At 52.9% G+C, this 21,014-nt stretch carries 14 protein-coding genes; 8 read left to right on the top strand and 6 right to left on the bottom strand.

Annotated elements, in window-relative coordinates; all coding sequences use genetic code 11:
- Nucleotides 1-30: 30 nt before the first annotated feature.
- Nucleotides 31-639, bottom strand: coding sequence for an HU family DNA-binding protein (locus HMPREF9141_RS10490; RefSeq protein WP_007368719.1), 609 nt, complete (start codon nucleotides 637-639; stop codon nucleotides 31-33).
- 532 nt (nucleotides 640-1,171) lie between these two features.
- On the opposite strand from HMPREF9141_RS10490, the gene HMPREF9141_RS10480 reads away from it, so the two are divergent.
- The 3 genes from HMPREF9141_RS10480 (at nucleotide 1,172) to HMPREF9141_RS10470 (ending at nucleotide 4,272) form a co-directional block, all read left to right on the top strand.
- Nucleotides 1,172-2,083 carry a glycosyltransferase family protein gene (locus HMPREF9141_RS10480; protein ID WP_040554826.1) on the top strand — a complete coding sequence of 304 codons (912 nt, stop codon included), beginning with the start codon at nucleotides 1,172-1,174 and terminating at the stop codon, nucleotides 2,081-2,083.
- Nucleotides 2,084-2,235: 152 nt separating this feature from the next.
- Nucleotides 2,236-3,273: a DHH family phosphoesterase gene (locus HMPREF9141_RS10475; protein ID WP_007368716.1), complete on the top strand. Its 1,038-nt coding sequence runs from the start codon at nucleotides 2,236-2,238 to the stop codon at nucleotides 3,271-3,273.
- 333 nt (nucleotides 3,274-3,606) lie between these two features.
- Nucleotides 3,607-4,272, top strand: a complete 666-nt coding sequence (locus HMPREF9141_RS10470; protein WP_007368713.1) for a hypothetical protein — start codon at nucleotides 3,607-3,609, stop codon at nucleotides 4,270-4,272.
- Between the two features lie 124 nt (nucleotides 4,273-4,396).
- Here HMPREF9141_RS10470 and HMPREF9141_RS10465 read toward each other — a convergent pair whose 3' ends face one another.
- The gene (locus tag HMPREF9141_RS10465; protein WP_007368712.1) at nucleotides 4,397-4,801 is read right to left on the bottom strand and encodes a hypothetical protein; all 405 of its coding nucleotides are present in this window, start codon (nucleotides 4,799-4,801) and stop codon (nucleotides 4,397-4,399) included.
- A gap of 150 nt (nucleotides 4,802-4,951) precedes the next feature.
- Here HMPREF9141_RS10465 and uvrA (HMPREF9141_RS10460) point away from each other — a divergent pair, with 150 nt between their 5' ends.
- From uvrA (HMPREF9141_RS10460) to HMPREF9141_RS10450, 3 genes are all read left to right on the top strand, one after another.
- Nucleotides 4,952-7,852 carry an excinuclease ABC subunit UvrA gene (gene uvrA / locus HMPREF9141_RS10460; protein WP_007368711.1) on the top strand — a complete coding sequence of 967 codons (2,901 nt, stop codon included), beginning with the start codon at nucleotides 4,952-4,954 and terminating at the stop codon, nucleotides 7,850-7,852.
- Between the two features lie 233 nt (nucleotides 7,853-8,085).
- Nucleotides 8,086-9,909, top strand: coding sequence for a DUF3858 domain-containing protein (locus HMPREF9141_RS10455; protein ID WP_007368710.1), 1,824 nt, complete (start codon nucleotides 8,086-8,088; stop codon nucleotides 9,907-9,909).
- 84 nt (nucleotides 9,910-9,993) lie between these two features.
- Nucleotides 9,994-12,123, top strand: coding sequence for a DUF3857 domain-containing protein (locus HMPREF9141_RS10450; RefSeq protein ID WP_007368709.1), 2,130 nt, complete (start codon nucleotides 9,994-9,996; stop codon nucleotides 12,121-12,123).
- A 200-nt stretch (nucleotides 12,124-12,323) separates the two neighbouring features.
- Here HMPREF9141_RS10450 and HMPREF9141_RS10445 read toward each other — a convergent pair whose 3' ends face one another.
- From HMPREF9141_RS10445 to HMPREF9141_RS10435, 3 genes are read right to left on the bottom strand one after another with little or no spacing between them, the layout of a single operon-like run.
- Nucleotides 12,324-13,850 carry a peptide MFS transporter gene (locus HMPREF9141_RS10445; RefSeq protein ID WP_007368708.1) on the bottom strand — a complete coding sequence of 509 codons (1,527 nt, stop codon included), beginning with the start codon at nucleotides 13,848-13,850 and terminating at the stop codon, nucleotides 12,324-12,326.
- Between the two features lie 24 nt (nucleotides 13,851-13,874).
- Nucleotides 13,875-14,624, bottom strand: coding sequence for a porin family protein (locus HMPREF9141_RS10440; protein WP_007368707.1), 750 nt, complete (start codon nucleotides 14,622-14,624; stop codon nucleotides 13,875-13,877).
- A gap of 34 nt (nucleotides 14,625-14,658) precedes the next feature.
- A complete protein-coding gene (locus HMPREF9141_RS10435; RefSeq protein WP_007368706.1) occupies nucleotides 14,659-16,041 on the bottom strand; it encodes an amino acid ABC transporter substrate-binding protein in 1,383 nt (460 codons plus the stop codon).
- 221 nt (nucleotides 16,042-16,262) lie between these two features.
- Between HMPREF9141_RS10435 and HMPREF9141_RS10430 the strand changes: the two genes are divergently transcribed.
- Nucleotides 16,263-16,946, top strand: a complete 684-nt coding sequence (locus HMPREF9141_RS10430; RefSeq protein ID WP_007368704.1) for a T9SS type B sorting domain-containing protein — start codon at nucleotides 16,263-16,265, stop codon at nucleotides 16,944-16,946.
- 71 nt (nucleotides 16,947-17,017) lie between these two features.
- Nucleotides 17,018-19,846: an excinuclease ABC subunit UvrA gene (uvrA, locus tag HMPREF9141_RS10425; RefSeq protein ID WP_007368703.1), complete on the top strand. Its 2,829-nt coding sequence runs from the start codon at nucleotides 17,018-17,020 to the stop codon at nucleotides 19,844-19,846.
- A gap of 328 nt (nucleotides 19,847-20,174) precedes the next feature.
- Here the strand turns inward: uvrA (HMPREF9141_RS10425) and HMPREF9141_RS10420 are convergent, their stop codons facing one another.
- Nucleotides 20,175-20,858, bottom strand: coding sequence for a porin family protein (locus HMPREF9141_RS10420; protein ID WP_007368702.1), 684 nt, complete (start codon nucleotides 20,856-20,858; stop codon nucleotides 20,175-20,177).
- Nucleotides 20,859-21,014: the final 156 nt, after the last annotated feature.

The raw sequence follows: 21,014 nt of genomic DNA, 5'->3' as shown, positions 1-21,014 counted from the left end.
CCGTCCACAATGTGGGCGGGCCGCCTTTTGTCATTTTCCGCCGTCGCCTTTTATGTACACCTTGTTGCGCCAGGAGCCGCCGTTGCGGATCCGCCCCTCCTTCTCCAGCCGTTCAGCGATGCGGTAGGAATTGGCAGGGGAGAGGTTGAGGTGGCGGCGCAGGTCGGCGACGGTGACGAATGGTTTTTCCGCGAACAGCTCGCGGAGCGCCTTGTCGACTTCCTCCGGCTCAGGAACCGAGCTCGTGCCCCGGGTATAGGTGGCGTTCTTGAATACCGTAGGACGCAGCCTCTCTTTCATTTCTGTATCTGGGCGGAACTTCACGGTGCGCACCTTGGGGTTTTGCAGGCGGAGATGGTGGGAGCGGGGATCCTCGTAGAGGTCTCCCTTCACGGCGATCGAGAAGTATCCGAGTCCGGGCAGATGCACGGCGTTGCCCGACATGAGCTGGAGCACGATTTCGTCTTTCAAGGCACTGACTGCTCCGAGGATGTCCGTGCGGGTCAGCGTCGTTGCCCGTTGTATCTCTTCCCCGAGCTGTTCCAGCCCCACGGTCCGGTTCTCTATGGTGACGGCCCTGTATTCTCTGTTCTTCGGCAGTCTGCCATGTGTTTTTAAAAGTTTGTAGTCGACGGTCATTTCTTTCAGTATTCTGGAGTTTTCTGTTCACAACCTGCGCCCTGCACGTTTTAAATCGTGCGGTGTCGTAGTATTATTTACATGTAGATAATGTTTTATCAACATGTAGAGGTTTGACTATTTACATGTAGATAATATTTTCTCTACGTGTAGATGATTTCTCTAACTGTATGCAAAGATAATGCGAAAAACCTGGATATGAAAGTGGAACGGCAGGAAACAACTTTTCGTTTCCGCTTTTTCCCCCTTCCCCTGGCTCATCCGGAGCTGCGCCCAGGAACATTGCGGATCGTCCCTCCCCCCAGCCGTCTCTCCGTCGTTGCCCGGCATGTCGGATTCCGCGTCCCCACGCATGGAGGGCGAGCCCCCGCAAGTCCGGAGCGGCACCGGCAGGAAACGGTCGCATGCCGTGCGGCGTGCCCCCGCACTTGGGGCTGTGACATTTTTGGCATTGCAAGATGGCGGAGTTTCCCATTTTTTTTGCTACCTTTGCAATTCGAACAATTATATAAACCATCTATTCAGAAAGAAAATGAAACCTACATTATTGCTTCTTGCGGCAGGAATGGGAAGCCGCTACGGCGGGCTGAAGCAGCTCGACGAACTGGGACCCAACGGTGAGACCATCATGGACTACTCCATTTATGATGCCATTCAGGCCGGATTCGGAAAGATAGTCTTCGTCATCCGCAAGGATTTTGAAGAGCAGTTCCGCCGTCAGGTACTGTCGAAATACGAAGGACATATCCCTGCCGAGCTTGTCTTCCAGAGCATTGATGCACTGCCGGAGGGATTTTCCGTACCGGAAGGGCGCGAGAAGCCATGGGGCACGAACCATGCCGTACTGATGGCGAAGGATGTCGTCAAGGAGCCTTTCTGCGTCATCAACTGCGACGATTTCTACAACCGCGACTGCTTCAAGGTCATCGGGAAATTCCTTGCAGACCTTCCGGAGGGAGCCAGAAACCGCTATGCCATGGTGGGCTTCCGTGTCGGCAATACGCTGAGCGAGAACGGTACGGTGGCCCGCGGCATCTGCTCGACCAATGCGGAAGGCAATCTGACGACCGTTGTGGAACGAACGGAGATCGAACGCCGAGAGGGTGAAATCAAGTACAAAGATGAGAAGGGCGACTGGATTGCAGTCGGTGAGAACACGCCGGTTTCCATGAATGTATGGGGTTTCACGCCTGACTATTTTGAATACAGTGAGGCCTATTTCAGGGAGTTTCTCTCTGATCCGAAGAACATGGAGAACAAGAAGTCGGAGTATTTCATTCCGCTGATGGTGAACAAACTGATCAACGACGGTACAGCCACCGTGAAAGTCCTCGATACCACCAGCAAGTGGTTCGGCGTCACTTATGCTGCCGACCGGCAGAGTGTGGTCGACAAAATCCAGGCGCTGGTCGACGGAGGTGTCTATCCGACCAAGCTGTTCTGATGTCCATCCCCTGTTCCCGATGCCTGTCCTGTGCCTGTTCAGAGGCAAGGCCGGCGTGGGGGACAGGGGCTGCCGGGTTCCCCTTCCATTGCCGGGGAGGCGCCACATCCTTCTTTATTGCCCTCATAAACGCCTTATACCGCTTACAACGAATGGATTTGAACTTACTGTCCACGGAAGAGACTGCGACCCTTCGCAACCTTCTTTCCCATGCCACACACATTGTAATCTGCGCCCACAAGTCGCCGGACGGTGATGCCATCGGCTCTTCATTGGCATGGATGCACTATCTGCAGCAGATCGGCAAGACCGACATCAAGGTCTGCATGCCCGATGCCACGCCCGATTTCCTGCACTGGCTCCCGGGACATAATTGTGTCATCCGTTACGACAGGCGTCCCAAGGAGGTGGAAAAGGCCTTCCGGGAAGCCGACCTCGTCTGCTGTCTCGACTTCAACCAGAACTCGCGTGTGGATGCCATGCAGGAGGTGCTCGAGCACAGTAACGCCCTGCGCCTGCTCGTCGACCATCATCTGGAGCCTGACACGGACAATGCCCTGACCGTCTCTCACCCGGAAATGTCGAGTACGAGCGAAATCGTCTTCCGGCTGATCAGCCAGCTGGGAGGATACGGTGAAATGACAAGACAGTGTGCGGCCTGCATCTACTGCGGCATGATGACGGATACGGGCGGTTTCACTTACAATTCCTCCCGTCCCGAGATATTCTACATCATCGGCCAGCTGCTGGCAAAGGGAATCGACAAGGATGAAATCTACAACCGGGTATTCCATAATTATTCTTCCAATGCGCTGCGCCTGCGTGCCCACATCATCCTCAACAAGATGAAGGTCATAGAGGAGCTGCACGCCTCCTATTACACGGTGACGAAAGAAGAGATGACGAAGTTCCATTTCATCAAGGGCGATATGGAGGGGCTTGTGAACGTCCCGCAGCAGATCAAAGGTCTCAAGCTGAGCATCTCTTTACGTGAGGACACGGAGAAGCCCAGCCTCGTACTGGTCAGCCTACGTTCCAGCAACGGTTTCCACTGCCAGCCCATGGCGGCAAGATTCTTCAACGGCGGCGGCCATGCTGACGCGTCCGGCGGCAGACTGCACTGCACCATCGAAGAAGCAGAACAGATTGTCATCAAGGCGATACTCTATTACAAGGAAGAACTGCGGTAGATCCCCCCTGCCGGGTTCTCCGTCTGCCGCTTCCAGCCCCATCCCCCTTTCTCGCTCTTCTTTATCCTCAATTCCGTCCGCCGGTGTCCGGCGCATGATGACGTCCCGGACATCCCGTCAGGCATGGTACCGGAACCGTCGGTCCGGGAAACCTGCCGTATTGCAGGCAGACGGGAGCGGGTGTCCCTGCTGACCGACCGTCAGTCGCCTGTCAGCCGCTGCTCTCTTGAGCGGGCACTTTATCCTCCTCCCACCTGCTAAAAAGTCTTATTTTTTCTTGGCAGAACAGTGAAAAGTCCGTAACTTTGGCGAAAACAATAAAAGACAAAGCCCATGATTACGCAAGACAACTTCAACCAGGAGTATGCTGACCCCATAGAAGAGCAGCAGATCCGTCATTTCGTATGTATAGAGATGGGACGGCAGATACATCGATATATCAAGGCCATGCACGGCAGCAAACAGCAGATGCTGCGCTTTGAAGAGCATCTGAAAGACCTTCCGCTGCGCGAGAAGGAAACCGCCATAGCCCGGTACATCGACCTCAACCGGAAAGCCATCAAGGGACTGGACATGAAGATTGTCCTGGCCCGTGCAATGGCCAACTACTCCGACACCTTCGCTTATCTTGTCACGCTGGTAAACGACAAGCGGAAGATGGTCAGATACCTGAATCTCATCCGTGAGATATACATCCAGTATCATGAAGTGATTGAACGCAGGGGAAAGTTCGGAATCCTCGACCACAGAGGGCGTACGCTCGTCGAACCCAAGTACGAGTTCCTGCGCACCTGTTATGTCTATGTCGACGACCTGCGTACGATGCCGGTCATTGCACAGCTGGGCGGGAAGCTCGGTCTGATCCTTCCCGACGGAAGAGATACGGTCGTCGCCCCTTTCAGTTACGACAGCATCTCCCTGAGGGACGAGCCGCCTTATTTTGAAGCGAGGAGAGGAAAGAAGAAAGTCCTGCTGACCACTGAAGGCATGGAGCAATAGAGCCGTCCCGTCCCGCAGAACGTGTGTGAAAGAAATCCAGCCGGCAGATACTGACGACCTTGTCAGTCTCTGCCGGCTGGACTTTTTGCATGCCCCGCCCGTGAAATTGCGTGGAAAGTCTCTGCTAAATCTTCTTCAGCAAGGCTGCCAGACCTTCGAGCTGGCTCTGCCACATGTTTATCTTGCTGTTCACTTTCTCTACGTCCAGGTCCTGGTTCAGATCGGGTGAGTCACGCTCCTGCTTCAGCAGACTGATGTACTGGTTTACCAGTGCCATCTTCGCCTGTACGGTCTTTTTCTTCGGATAGCCGCGCTTCTCGACTTCCCGCTGGTACTGTTCGGACACCTCATTGATCTTGCGGCCGCACTCCTCGTACTGGCTCAGCCACTGCTGGAAAGCCTCACTCACCTTCTTGTTCTCCACCTGTGTTGTCCCGGCAGGGTCGCCGATCTGCTCGTATGTGCTTTGTGCCATCCCCATTAAGGGACACGCCATCAAAGCCATCACCAATAGTTTCTTAACTCTCATAATTCTGTTCTTAAAAATAAAATAGTGGCTGCAAATATAAATCAAATATCAGAAAGAACCAAAAGTTTTTTGTAATTTTGCATATCCCCATGACTCCTTTAAAACTCTTTTAAAAGTTGATGGGGACTGTACAGAAGAAAGTTGAAAGGAATGAAAAAAGATACAACTGTGAAGTATATTGAGGTGAAAGGCGCCCGGGTCAACAACCTGAGGAACATCGACGTGAAGATTCCGCAGGAGCAGTTCGTGGCCATTACCGGAGTGTCCGGGTCGGGTAAGTCCTCGCTGGCCTTCGACACGCTTTACGCCGAAGGGCAGCGCCGGTACGTGGAGAGCCTTTCGGCCTACGCCCGCCAGTTCCTGGGCAGAATGTCGAAGCCGGAGGTAGACTTTATCAAAGGCCTTCCCCCTGCCATCGCCATCGAGCAGAAAGTCATCTCGCGCAATCCCCGCTCGACGGTGGGTACTTCCACCGAGATCTACGAATATCTGCGCCTGCTCTATGCCCGCATAGGCCGCACCTTCAGCCCCGTGTCGGGCGTGGAGGTGAAACATCATTCTGTGGAGGATGTGATAGAGAAGGTGAAGTCCTACTCGGAAGGGACAAAGTTCTGCATCCTCGCCCCGCTCCATGTCGTGGATGGCCGGAGCACACGCCAGCAGCTTGAAATGGAACTCCAGGAAGGCTATGCCCGCATCTATGCCGATGACGACTTCATGCGCATAGACGACTGGCTGCGTACGCATCCTGATGTGGAAACCAAGGAGAAAGAGAGGGAAGGACTGGAAAAGGAAATCTATCTGGTCATCGACCGTATGTCAGTCGACTGCTCCAAAGACGCTGTCAGCCGGCTCACCGACTCCTGCGAAACCGCCTTCTATGAGGGCGACGGCAATATGCAGCTGATGATTCTCCCCGCCAGGATCACCTACGACTTCTCTACCCGGTTTGAGGCCGACGGCATCCGTTTTGAAGAACCGAACGACAATATGTTCTCTTTCAATTCCCCTCTCGGGGCCTGTCCCGCGTGCGAAGGGTTCGGACGCATCATCGGCATCGACGAGAAGCTGGTCATCCCCGACTCCTCCCTCTCCGTCTATGACGGCTGCGTGCAATGCTGGCACGGCGACAAGATGGCCACGTGGAAAGAGGAGTTCTGCCGGCGGGCGGCAAAAGACGACTTCCCCATCTTCAAGCCCTACTATGAACTGACGAAGGCCGAGAAGGAGAGCCTTTGGAAAGGACTGCCCGGCGAGAGGAAGGCAGACATCCACGACCGTGTCTGCATCGACTCCTTCTTCCAGATGGTGAAAGAGAACCAGTACAAGATACAGTACCGCGTCATGCTGAGCCGCTATCGGGGCAAGACGGTCTGTCCGGACTGCCACGGTACGAAGCTGAAGAAAGAGGCTACGTGGGTGAAGATCGGTGGAAAGGCCATCACAGACCTTGTCGATATGCCCATTGTCAGGTTGAAGGAATGGTTCGACAGGCTGGAACTGACAGCCCACGAGCAGGAAGTCAGCAGGAGACTGCTGGCCGAGATAAAAAGCCGGCTGCAGTTCCTGCTGGACGTCGGTCTGGGCTATCTGACGCTCAACCGGCAGTCGAACTCGCTGAGCGGCGGCGAGAGCCAGCGCATCAACCTCACCACCTCCCTCGGCTCGTCACTCGTCGGATCACTCTACATCCTCGACGAACCCTCTATCGGACTGCACAGCTGCGACACAGCCCGCCTCATCCATGTACTGAAAGAACTCCAGGCACTGGGCAACACGGTGATTGTAGTAGAGCATGATGAGGAAATCATGCGTGCCGCCGACTACCTGGTTGATGTCGGGCCGGATGCAGGCCGCCTGGGCGGCGAAATCGTCTTCGAGGGAAAAGTGTCGGACATCCAGCAGATAAAGAACAACGTTGAAGATGCTGCCGACAAGGCATCGCGAAAGCTGCTGGAGCAATATCCACGCTCTTATACCATCAAGTATCTCACCGGTGCAGAAGTCATCAGAATTCCTGCCGGCCGACGTCCATGGAACATGGCGATAGAACTGAAAGGGGCACGCATGAACAACCTGAAAGGAGTGGACGTAAAGTTTCCGCTGAATGTACTCACCGTCGTGACAGGAGTCAGCGGCAGCGGAAAGTCATCCCTTGTAAAGGGAATCCTCTATCCTGCCCTCAAACGTCACCTGGACGAGATAGCCGATACGCCGGGCGAATATTCATCACTGGGCGGCGACTGGAAACAGATCAGACACGTAGAGTTTGTAGACCAGAATCCCATCGGCAAGAGCACACGTTCCAACCCGGCTACCTATGTGAAGGCATACGATGAAATCAGAAAGCTCTTCGCCGAACAGCAGCTATCCAAACAGATGGGCTACACACCGCAGTATTTCTCGTTCAACACCGAGGGCGGCCGATGCGAAGAATGCAAGGGGGCGGGAGTCATCACGGTGGAAATGCAGTTCATGGCCGATCTCGTGCTGGAATGTGAAGAATGTCACGGACAGCGTTTCAAACGTGAAATCCTCGACGTACAGTTCCAGGGAAAGAACATCAACGACGTTCTGAACATGACCGTTTCCGAGGCTATCCAGTTCTTCAGCAAGCATAAGCGCAGGGCGATCGTCAGCAGACTGAAGCCCCTGGAGGATGTCGGCCTGGGCTATATCAAGCTCGGACAAAGCTCGTCGACACTCTCCGGCGGCGAAAACCAGCGTGTCAAACTCGCCTGCTTCATCGGACAGGAGCAGCAGGAACCGACGCTCTTCATCTTCGACGAACCGACGACAGGCCTGCACTTCCACGACATCCAGCGGCTGCTGCATGCCTTCGATGCCCTCATCGACCGTGGGCACAGCATACTTGTCATCGAGCACAACCTCGATGTCATCAAATGTGCCGACCACGTCATAGACCTCGGGCCCGACGGCGGCGACAAGGGCGGACAGCTCGTCGCAGCAGGTACGCCCGAGGAGGTTGCCCGATGCAAGGACAGCCTGACAGGGAAGTATCTGGCGGAGAAGCTGGCGGCCGACGGCTGACCATCTATACGCCGGACAGCTACAAAGCTCCCGTCATAGGGAGTATCGTGAACTGCGTTCCCGGCACTTGGGAACAGGATTCCCGACATCTGGGAACAGCATTCCCAACGCCTGGGAACAACATTCCCATAGGACCGGACACCGACCCGGCCGTATGTAAGGACTCCGGCAATCGCCTGTCCCAGGGATTCAAGCCAACGCATACAATTGAAACAACAAATACATAACAGAAAATGAACTGCTACCCAAAACAGCTATTCCTGTCAGCAGGAGCTGCAATGCTGATGCTGGTACCATCGGCATCGCACGCACAACAGTGGGACGACCAAATTCTCGTCTCACAATGCAACGAACAGTACACCTTGACGCTTGAACATGGAAAACCCATTGTGAAGAACTCAAAGGAAATTACCTATCAGTCGAATTCGACCGGCACGGTACGTCCGGAGACCGACATACTGTACGGCGAGTTCATCGCTTTGGACGACGTGTCGGGAAGAGGACAGAAGACCTATCGGAACGTCACGCCTGAAAACGTTTTCTATGACGACACGAAGGCCTGTGTCGTACAGGGCTATATCGACAAGAAAGGGAAGACCTGTACCGTCTCTTACGACCGGACTTTCAAGGACATCAAATACTTCACGAGGCTGTACCTGCTGGAGGACTACTTCATCCGCAGCAAGACCGTGACGGTCACCATACCCAGACAGCTGGCAGGATACCGCATCAAGGAGATGAACTTCCAGGGATTCAACATCCGGACAGACCACAGGACGACTGCGGATGCCGACATTTACCAATACACCATGACGGATGCCGACCGGATGAGGCAGGAGAAGAGGATGCCGCCGATGTCGAGCGTCTATCCTTATCTGCTGATCATAGGTCCATTCAAGGATGTGAACGGGCTTTACAGCTGGTCGAAGGAAATGGCAGATGTAGACTGTGAGATACCCGGTCTGAAGGAACTGCTGCAGGAAATCAACCGGGACAGCAGGACGGAAGAGGACCGTATCAGCAATACTTATCGGTGGGTTCAGGACCATATCCGCTATGTGGCTTTTGAAGCCGGACAGTCCGGACACCGCCCGGACACCCCTAAGGAGGTGCTCCGCAAACGGTATGGAGACTGCAAAGGCATGGCTCTGCTGCTGAAGACGCTCCTCAAGGCACAGGGGTTTGATGCCCGGCTGACGGACATCGGTACGGATGAGATTCCTTACAGAATGAGCGACGTGCCGACACTCGCCAGTGCCAATCACGTCATCTGCACACTCTTTTACAAGGGGAAGACACGGTATATGGACGCTACTTGCAACCACATCCCGTACACCTATACGCCACAGTACATACAGGGTTCGGAAGCGATGATCGAGAATGGGGACAGACCGCTGATGCAGATCGTACCGATACAGAGAGCTGACGCATCCATCGACAGTCTTGTCTATCAGTACAGCCTGCAGGGAGATGCGCTTGTCGGAAAGGCAACCTACAATCTCCGCGGCGACATGAAGGAGTGGTTCATGAGCACGATAGACGATGCCGGCAACAAGAACCGTGACGACATCCTGGGCAGCAATCTGAACTCCGATGCCCACAGCATGACCGTGACAGACGTGAAGTGGGCCGACAAGGACGCCCGCCACGAATGGGCACGCTTTACGGGCAGCATCACCAACAAGGCAGCCGTGCAGTTGATGGACGGAGAAGTCTACATCGAGCTGAATCCGCACAACAACCTCTTCGACAGCCGCATCGACACCGCCCGGCGTGTCAACGACTATTATCTGCCTGTGCGGTGTAACATCGTAAGGCAGGCGGTGCTCACCGTCCCTGCAGGTTACAAGGTCGACTATCTGCCACCTTCCAAGACTTTTTCGACCCCGGAAGGTGTGCTTACCTGCAGGTTCTCAAGGAAGGGGAACACCATTGTCTTCCATCAGAAAATGCAGATCAATCACCGCCGCATACCGCTTGCCAATATCCCGAAATGGAACGAGGCTGTAAGCAAATGGAAAGACGCCTGCAACGAACAGGTGGTGCTCAAGCGGTGAAGGAGGCAACGGGGCTTGACTTTTCAGCTCCAGACTGGTTTCCGCTTCTGCTACAACAATAAAAACATCTGACAACATACGAATATGAAAAAACAATTAGCAATGCTGCTGCTGGTGCTTCTTTCACTGCCGGCAATGGCTTTCGACAACGACGACTATCTGAAGTACGTCCAGAAAGTGAAAGAAGAAGTGTGGGGCAAAGACCTGCCACAGTTCAACAATCGCACCGTACCTGCCCGGTACAAGAACGAGTCGGCCGTGGTCATGGCTTTCTACGAGGAGCTGACTGTTGACAAAGGCACGAGTTTCAATTTCTTGGAACTCGGAGTCACCGCCAACAACAAAGCCGTCCATATCCGGCGCTACCTCGTGAAAATCAACGACAAAGCTGCTCTGGAGAAATACTCTACCTTCGATATTCGGAGCTATGAGAAGTCGCACAACGCAGGATGGTGGACGGACATACACAAGAGTGTCCTCGGTGTGAAGGTCATCAAGCCGGACGGCACCGTCAAGGAAGTGAGCAATGACGAATACAAGAATGACGACGAAGGCAAGAACGGAAAGGACAAGCGTGCCAAGCTGGCCGTACCCGACCTGCAGGTAGGCGACATGATCGACTACTTCATCTACGATTACGACAAGCTGAAAGAGGAGAACATCGATCCGGTGCTGTTCCTCTTCGGCGGCAAATATCCTATCCTCGACTACCAGATCCACTGCGCCATCGACAAGCACCTCTGCACGCAATACCGAACAATGAACGGTGCTCCGGACTTCACCGCCAGCGAGAAAGACGGCGACATCGTGCTGGATGTCCGTGCAAAGAACCTCGACAAGACGTTCCCCGACTACGCCTATAATCCTATCATGCAGGCACCTTACACCATGCTCTATGTGACGGCGGACGTCACACTGGAGTATATGCCGAAGAGTGCGAAGAAGAAAGGGCTGCAGGCGAACCCTCCGGCTGAGGTCATACAGGAAGATGCCTGGACTCCCTGGGCTGAGTACAAACCGAAGTGGACGCTGAACAAGAAATTTGAAAAGGCTGTAAAAGATGCGAAGAAACTGGGCAGTGACGAGGAAAAGGCCGATTACGTGTATAACTTCATGGTGATGAAGACCCTGGTATTCAATAAACCTTACGAAAAATCATTCGATTTCTCAAGCCTGTTTCCTTATGTCCTCGACAAACTGAAGATTCCTTACTCACGTGCACTGGTTACCAACAGTTATAACGAGCCTATGGACAAGCTCATCAACTACGGCAACGCGACACGTTTCATCATGCTCAAGAGCGGTAAATGCTACTTCCCGCTCGAGAATGCCATCAGCTCGGACATCATCCCGTCCATCTATCAGAACCGGGATGCCATCAGCACCGACAAGCCCAAGAAATTCCAGAAAGGACCGTTCACAAGGTTCAGGCTCGCTCTGAGCAAGGCTTCCGACAATGTGGAGAAAGAGGAAATCGAAGCTGCCATTGACGGTACGATGCTGAACCTCATCCGGAAGACGACACTCACAGGATGTGAGAAGGAGAATGTCATCCCAGGATTGACGACAGCCGACGAACTGAGCAAGGCATGGGGTGCGCCCTACGGCTACCAGGGCTTTGCCGACGAGCTTTTCCTGAAGCCGAACGAGGCGAAGGCAAGGGCGGCAGAGCGTGCCGAACAGGACAAGAAAGCGGTGGCGGAGAACTTTGCCGAGGAAATCAAAGCCTATCATGACAAAGCTCCTGTGAAGATCAATGCGACAACCGTGAACAGCTGCGGAGAGAACAACAAGCCGTTTGCCTATACGACCGACTATCAGATGGACGGACTGGTAAAGAAAGCCGGCCGTAACCTTGTCGTTTCCGTGGGGCAGCTTTTCGGGCAGCAGGCGCATATCGAGGGCCGGGACCGCCAGCGCGACACTGATGTCAACTACGACTATCCCAGCACACTCGCTGTTACCGTCAGGCTTGATATTCCGTCAGGCTATGCCGTATCAGCGGAGAGCCTGCGGAAACTCAACAATAATGTTGACAACGAAGCCATGTCTTTCAACACAAATGCTGATGTAGACAATGACAAGCTGATCATCACATTCCAGAAGGTTTATAAACAGCAGTGTGTCCCTGCTGCCGGATGGAGCCAGCTGCTCGGTGTCCTCGATCGTGCCTATGAATTTACAAGCCGGCAGATTGTCCTGAAGAAAAAGTAGCCCCGGCTACAAGCGAAGCGCTTCAGGGCGGTTCCGGCCGGTATCCGAAGGCAGGAGGGGATGCCTTTCTGTATGCGTAGAACCTGCAGCAGGACGGGTGTCCCCTTGGATCCCCTTGCTTGATATGCAAAAAAAAGTGCATCCGGAAGATTGCCACCGACAATCTTCCGGATGCACTTTTTCTTTTTGTCGACCGGATGCTATGCCACCTTTTCCAGCCGCTTCATCATCAGGAACATGAAAGCTGCGGAGAGGAGGCAGAGTACAATGAATACAGACCAGACAACCGTCAGGGACAAACCGCCCCAGAGGTAGCCACCCACACTTACGAGCAGGTTGCCGATGGCCGTGGCAACAAACCAGCCGCCCATCATCGCACCCTTGTATTTCGGAGGAGCGACCTTGCTGACGAAGCTGATGCCCATCGGACTGAGCAGCAGCTCGCCGAAGGTCAGTATGAGGTAAGTACCGATCAGCCAGTTGGCGGAGGCATACGGGACAGTCTCACCGGCAGCCTTTGCCATTTTCTGTCCTACCGGTGTGAGCAGACCTTGTGAGGCCATTACCATGAGGAAGTAAGCACTGCCGGCAACGATCATTCCGTATGCAATCTTGCGGGGAGCAGACGGCTCTTTGCCCTTGGCTGCCAATGAACTGAAGATGGCCATGCTGATAGGAGTCAGCGCAACTACATAGAAGGGGTTGAACTGCTGGAAGATCGGTGCGCTGACACTGACTGTGCCGGAAATGTTGTTGTACTTATAGACCAGGATGCCCAGTGCAAAGAGGAATACGACAGCCGAGATACTTTTCGCCTTGGGGGTCTTTCCCTGGAAGAATGCCATCAGGCTGTAGACCATGAAGACGATCATTACGAGATTGACGACGTCGAATGCCATGCTCTGGATGCCCGAGGAGGTAGGATTGACAAATTCGTCCGCGAAATACGTCAGGGTGAGTCCGTTCTGGTGGAATGCCATCCAGAAGAAGATTACGACTGCAAAGACAAGGCAGAGGGCGACGATCCGCTCCCGGGTCTGCTGCGGTGTCAGTTCTTCTACGGCCACCTTCTGGCTCTTGTCTTTCTTGGGTTCGCCGCCTTCTACGTGTTTGAAGGTGCTCCGGAAAGCATAGTAGATGGCCATTGACACAATGAGTGATATGCAGGCTACGGCAAAGGAGAAATGATAGGCATCATTGCCCGCATAGCCGAGCGAGTTCTCTGCCCATTCCTTGATTCTTACGGCTGCTGTCGGTGCGAAGAGCGCACCGATATTGATCGCCATATAGAAGATGGAGAATGCGGAATCGCGCTTGTCTGCCAGCTCCGGTGTGTCGTAGAGATTCCCTACCATTACCTGCAGGTTACCCTTGAACAGACCTGTCCCGAAGCTGATGAGGAACAAGGCCGCCAGCATGGCAATGAATGCCACGGTCCCGCCTCCCAGAGGCACGGACAGGAAGAGATAGCCGGCAAACATGACCAGAATGCCGATGGTGACCATCTTGCCGTAGCCGAACTTGTCTGCCATGATGCCGCCGATCAATGGTAGAAAATAAACAAGGCCTAAGAAGATGCTGTAGATAAGTCCTGCCGTTCCCGGCTCCAAGCCGAAATTTGCTCTCAAGAATAATGCGAACACGGCAATCATGGTATAGTAGCCGAATCGCTCGCCTGTGTTGGCAAGAGCCAATGCGTACAGTGCTTTTGGTTGGTTCTCAAACATAATGATAAAAATTTAGGTTAATGATTACTTTGTTCTTGTTAGGTCGAAGAGGTAGGTTGCCTTGATGACGATATTGCCATGGTTCGATTTCCCGAAATAGTCTTTCTTGGAACTGCCGTAGATGTTGCCGAGTCCATAGTAATAGCGTCCTTCGAAGAGGAAATGGCCGATGTGCCGGTTGCTGTATTCCATGCCCAGTCCGGCGGCGATGCCATAGTCGAACTTCTTCTCTACCGGCATGGTCTCCTGTGCGACCGTCACATTGCTGCGCCCTGTGCCGTCGGTTGCAAGATTGGGCGTTTCGAAGTTCCTGGAGGTTGACTCTTTCAGGTAGATGCCTATCTGCGGTCCTGCCTGGAAGAAGAAGTTAAAACCGTGCTGTTCGCGCCCCCATGCAAGATGGGCGAAGACCGGTATCTGGATGTAGTCGACTGTGCGTGAATAGGATTCGGCGGCCCCGTTGGCATTGATGACAGGCTGGTCAGTGCCCGTCTGGATCTTCTCTTTCCATCCGATGGAGGCATAGTTTACTTCTCCATAGATGGAGCAGATGGTATTGAAATACTTTTCACATACGTACCGGATGCTCAGTCCGCCTGTTACGCCGCCGTGTAAAGACTGTGTTACGCTGGGGCTGAAGCCTACGTTGGAGAGCACGCAGCCGCCGTTCACGCCGATGGCGAAATCGTTCCGGTGCTGTCCCACTTGCGCTACGGCGGTCATCGGCAGCAGAAACAGAGCGGCAAACAGTATTTTTGAGATTTTATAATTCATCTGTTCAGAAAAGTGCTGTTACACTTCGCAGGGGTTAGTACACAAGATTCTCCATGGTCTGGTCTGTCTTGAAATGAACCAGCTGGAAATGGTCGTTGACATATCCGCCCTGCCCTACACGCACAAAGTCGTAGCGTGTCTGCAAAGGCCGGTACTTCACTTCGGCGGCGGTTCCTTTGAAGTTCTTTCCATACGCCTTCAATCCACGGACAAAGAACTCCGCCTGATCGTATCCGGTAAGTGCCATGCGGGGAATATACTGTTTCGACATAGGCTCTCCGTACCTCTCGCTGTATTTTGCCTCCAGGCTCTTCGTCTTGTCCGCAGCCTTGTTATAATAATAGGTGGACGGAATGTAGGTGTTGTACCTGAAGAACTGGTCGAGGTCATAATCCTGATAGACAAACCACTGGTTGTAGCCGAAGAGGCTGACGGCAATCCCCGGACGTGTTTTCTTCATCTGATCGAGTTTTGCGAACACCTCATTGAGCTGCGGGCTCTTTTCGGAATTGACGATTACGACATTGGGACGGGTCGCATCAAAATGTTTGGAGAAATCGGTGGCAGAAGAACTGGTGCTGGTCAGGTCGTACTTGATCTTCTGTAGTTCAAGCTGTCTTCTCAGGCTGGAGGTGAAATCTCCTACCTGGCTGCTCGCATCCTTGCAGTTGATGAATACGGGGTGATGCGATTTCTGGAAACGCTCCAGGAAAGCGGCTATTGCCTTGTTGTTCAGTGTGGCGTCGGTCTGATAGACCTGGAAGACGTTGGGATTCGACCCGACCTCGTTGCTGGTGGTGGAAAACGGAATGACGAGTTTGATGCCGTTGTTGCGGCAGAAGTCTGCCAGCGGCTTCACCTGTTCTGAATATAGCGGCCCGAAGATGATGTCCAGCTTGGCTGCGTTCGGCTCGAGCAGTGTGGTATGGATATCGGTGCCCTTCGGCACATTCCAAGCATGCACGTCTGTCGTGATTCCTTCGCTTTTCAGCTGGTCAAGAGCCAGCAGTACGCCACGATAATATTCCACCATCCGTCTGCCGTCGCCGTCCTGATTGTGCAATGGAAGCATGATGCCGACGCGGACGGCATTCACGGGGACTGGTGCAACGGGATTGGCGGGCTTTGCCGTTCTGCCGGTTTTCCCCATGATGGTACCGTCAGGCTTGAAGTCCCCCTCCTTGGAGAAGGGAACAAAGATGAGCTCTCCTTTCTTCAGCTCGTATCCGGGCTGCTTCATGGAGGGATTTGCTTCAAGAAGCTGTGGTATCGTTATGCCATACTCTTTTGCAATGCCGAAGATCGTCTCCTTGCGCTTCACCTTGTGCTGGTCGCGCCATTGGACGGTTTGTGCAAGGACACTATAACTGAATGTTACAGCGAATAATAACAAGAGATATTTCAGATAACTTCTCATGCACCTATGTTTTGAATTTAAAAGCAACAATTTAAAATCACAAGTGCAAATATACAAAAGAAATCTGTAACCAAAAGGGGTAGAGTGAAAAAAAACACAAAAACACAGCTGCCCCGTTATTATAAAGTTCTGGCAGGTGCTTTTGCTTGTTTGAATGAGAAAAAATATGTACTTTTGCATGATTCTACAATTTACAGTAACGCATAAAGAGCAGACAGGATATGAAACCACGTAAGACAAGTTTGCTTGCTGCAATGCTGACAATCCTGTTCTCCGTATCCAGTCGGGCGCAGGACTGCCAGCCTTCAGGCAAGTTCACAGATAAGGAGGGAGAAGCAGGTACGATAGCAGCGGGCGAGACCTATGCCGGTTCGGCGCCATTGACGGTGACCTTTTCGGCCAATCCGCCATCCGGCCATGATCCTGCTACAAATTATGAGTGGCATTTCTTCAACCAGAACAACACCCGTGAAGCCTACCTCATCCGCTATGATGAGGATACGGAATACATCTTTACGGAGGCTGGAACGACACGGGTTGTGCTCTATGAGATCCTGAACGGCGATACCACACGCTACAATGCGATCAATGTCTCCATCAGTGAGAGCAGTCTGCAGATGCCGAACGCCTTTTCACCGAATGGTGACGGAATCAATGACGTGTACCGCGCCAAGCCCGGCTACAAGAGTATTGTGTCGTTCAAAGCTGTCATCTTCAACCGCTGGGGACAGAAACTCTATGAATGGGACGACCCCGCCGGCGGCTGGGACGGTAAATACAAGGGCAGGGACGTTGCCCAAGGGACATACTTTGTCAATGTCACTGCCAAGGGTGCTGACGGGAGAGAGTTCCGTATCCGAAGGGATGTCAACCTGCTCCGAGGCTATACGCAGGCTGCACACTGATTGCGCATCACTTTTCCCGCTCTCCTGTCAGAGGTCATTATCACTTTTCATCGCCTATTATTTCCCTTTTAATGAACGAAAAAATTGAAGTCTTCGGTGCCAGAGTGCATAATCTGAAGAATGTTGATATAACCATTCCCCGCAACTCCCTTACTGTCTTCACGGGACTGTCGGGTTCGGGGAAGAGTTCACTTGCTTTCGACACCATCTTTGCTGAAGGGCAGCGCAGGTACATCGAGACTTTCTCGGCGTACGCCCGCAACTTTCTCGGTAACATGGAGCGTCCCGACGTAGACAAAATCACCGGATTGTCTCCGGTCATCTCCATCGAGCAGAAAACCACAAACAAGAACCCGCGCTCTACGGTCGGTACGACGACGGAGATTTACGATTATCTCCGTCTGCTCTATGCCCGGGCCGGAGAGGCCTACTCCTATATGAGTGGTGAGAAGATGGTGAAATACACGGAAGAGAAAGTCGTCGATATGATCCTGTCAGATTATCAGGGTCGTAAGATCTATATCCTCTCCCCGATTGTACGCAACAGAAAAGGGCATTACCGTGAACTTTTCGAGCAGATGCGGCGCAAGGGCTACCTGTATGTCCGTATAGACGGAGAGGTGCAGGAACTGGTACGGGGCATGAAGGTCGACCGCTACAAGAACCATAACATCGAGGTTGTTATAGACAAGATGAAGCTTGGCAGTACTGAGGAAGAGACACTTCGGGAACGGCTGGCAAAGACGGTGTCGACTGCCATGAAACAGGGAGACGGTCTGATTATGATCCTTGACAGTGAAAGCGGGGAGGGCAAGTATTTCTCCAGACGGCTTATGGATCCAGTGACGGGGATCGCCTATAAGGATCCGGCTCCCAATATTTTTTCTTTCAACTCTCCGGAAGGAGCGTGTCCACGATGCAAAGGGCTTGGGGTCATTGACGAGATAGACTTGAAGAAGGTGATCCCCGATGACAATTTGAGCATCCATGCGGGGGGCGTTGTCCCTCTTGGGAAGTACAAGAACCAGATGATTTTCTGGCAGATTGATGCCTTGTTGAAAAGATACGACTGTAATCTCAAAACCCCCGTCAAGGATATTCCCAAGGAGGGAATGGAGGAGATTCTATATGGTTCACTGGAGAAACTGAAGATCCCGAAGGAGCTGGTTCATACGACATCAGATTATTTTGTATCTTTCGACGGCATTGTCAAGTACCTCCGTACGGTCATGGAGAACGATGCTTCGACTGCCGGAAAGAAATGGGCGGATAAGTTCATTGCCGAAGCTCCCTGCCCGGAATGTCATGGACATCGTTTGAACCGTGAAGCACTGTCCTATCGGATTGCAGGAAAGAATATCGCCGAACTGGCGGAGATGGACATTGCTGACTTGAAGGAGTGGATCGGTCATGTCGAGGAGTCCATGAACGAGAAACAGCGTGTAATCGCTTCCGAGATCGTGAAGGAAATCCGCAAGCGCATCGACTTCCTGCTCGACGTGGGACTTGACTATCTTTCCCTGAACCGGCAGAGTGCCACGCTGTCCGGCGGTGAGAGCCAGCGTATCCGACTTGCCACGCAGATCGGTTCTCAGCTTGTCAATGTCCTGTATATTCTTGACGAACCGTCCATCGGGCTGCACCAGCGCGACAACGAACGTCTCATCAATTCGCTGAAAGAGCTGCGCGATATGGGCAACACGGTGATTGTGGTAGAACATGACGAGGATATGATGCGTGCTGCGGACTGGATCGTAGATATCGGACCGAAGGCCGGGCGCAAGGGGGGAGAGGTCGTATTTCAAGGTAAACCTTCTGACATGCTCAAGACGCATACCCTTACCGCCCAGTATCTGAATGGTGAACGGGCTATTGAAATTCCCAAGAAGCGTAGGGAGGGAAACGGAAAGACGATCCGGCTTGTCGGCTGCAGGGGGAACAATCTTCAGGATGTAGACGTGACGTTCCCTTTGGGCGAGCTGGTCGTCGTTACAGGTGTATCGGGTTCGGGCAAGAGTACGCTGATCAATGAGACCCTCCAGCCCATCCTTTCGCAGCATTTTTACCGTTCCCTCAAGCGCCCGATGCCGTACGAGAAAATCGAAGGCATCGACAATATTGACAAGGTGGTGAATGTAGACCAGAGCCCTATCGGACGTACGCCCCGCAGCAACCCTGCGACCTATACAGGTGTGTTCTCTGATATCCGTCAGCTTTTCGTTAATCTTCCCGAGGCTAAGATACGGGGGTATAAGCCCGGGCGTTTCTCCTTCAATGTAAAAGGTGGACGCTGTGAAGCCTGTGGAGGGAACGGCTATAAGACCATTGAGATGAACTTCCTGCCTGATGTGATGGTTCCCTGCGAGGTCTGTCATGGCAGGCGTTACAACCGCGAGACACTTGAGGTACGCTTCAAGGGCAAGTCTATTGCTGATGTTCTGGACATGACGGTCAATATGGCGGTGGAGTTCTTTGAGAACGTACCGCAGATTCTTCCGAAGATCAAGGCTTTGCAGGATGTGGGTCTGGGATACATCAAGCTCGGGCAGAGTTCTACCACGCTTTCCGGCGGCGAGAGCCAGCGTGTCAAGCTGGCGACGGAACTCGCAAAGCGAGATACGGGGAAGACCCTTTATATCCTTGATGAACCGACAACCGGCTTGCATTTTGAGGATATTCGGATCCTTATGGATGTACTGGAGAAACTTGTCGACAGGGGCAATACCGTTCTTATCATCGAGCATAACCTTGATGTCATCAAACTTGCTGATTACATAATCGACATGGGGCCGGAAGGTGGTCGTGGAGGTGGCCGCCTGATGGTCTGTGGAACACCGGAAACTGTGGCGAAGAACAAGGAAAGTTACACTTCCCGTTTCCTCGCCAAGGTGCTGAAATAGATATTCCTTGCCTTTGCATTCCAAAAGGTAAGGCGCGAGAATGATGCCCCATGCCTTTCTGTTCCAGGGATGACGGCTCTTTGCAGTCTCGGCAAGTCTAAGATGAGGCAAGGCCAGGTTACTTCTACTGATTTGCTCTAGTGCTCTCATTTTCCCACCAGCCCGCAAGGAATCCTCCTCGGCAGCCGGGCTGTTCGGGAATGGGAGACACCATCCTGCCAGACGATGGATAGTGAGGACGGGCGTCTCTGTTGGGATAGTGCCTTCTCCTTCTTGGCTTATCTTGTCTGTCTATACGGTGTACCGGCCCGGTTCTTCCGGTATTCGGCTAAAGATCAAACTTGTAAGCTACTGCTACTTCCAGGACATTGCTCCGTCTGCTCGCATTGCCCTTGAAAGTGTTGGTCAGTCCCACATGATAGCGGGCATCCAGCACTACATGTTCATACTCGTAGCTGATTCCGACAGGAAGCGAGAGCGCAAAGGTACGCAATCCACTCCTGATGTTCTCGTTCATTTTAATCTCATGGGCATTGGATTTTTTCCCCTCTGCATCTTCGTCGAAGAACAGATGCTCTTCATGTGATTTCCCCCTGACCAGACAGGATGGCTCTACGCCGACTTTGACGGAGAGTCCAGAAGTCACGTGACTGTGGAACAACAAGGGTACTGCGATATAATCCATGCGGACATAATAATCGTGAAGTATGTCACCCTTCATCATCATGTCTTTGTACTTGCAGCCGCCTTGTACATAGGATATGCCGGCTGACAGCCCGACCAGATCCGAAGTCTGATACATCACTTCCAGCCCGCCGGTAAACCCCAGCAGGGTGCGGGGCTTTGTCTCCAGAGATTCTCCGTCTGCATTTTCGTAGATTATAGAACTGTTGGTCAGGGAAGCGATTGACACTCCTGCCCGAGGCATCACCGACCATGTTCCTGCTTTTCCCTGTGCCATTGCCGTCAGTGCTGCTGCAATCGATAATACTAAAAAGACTGTTCTTTTCATTCATTTTCCCCGTCAAGCCGATAGGCAAGCTGTTTGGTTTTTCAATATAAGAGCCTATGTAACACAGGCAAGGATCTCTTTCACATAAAAAAGAGCTTCTGCCACATTCCCTAATTAAACGGTTTATCCACGTCCGGCCGGAATTTCGTGTGCGGA

The sequence above is a fragment of the Prevotella multiformis DSM 16608 genome (genome assembly GCF_000191065.1).
Classification (GTDB): Bacteria; Bacteroidota; Bacteroidia; order Bacteroidales; family Bacteroidaceae; genus Prevotella; species Prevotella multiformis.
The sequence above is the reverse complement of the archived record's forward strand: the minus strand, read 5'-3'. Positions and strand labels throughout refer to the sequence as shown.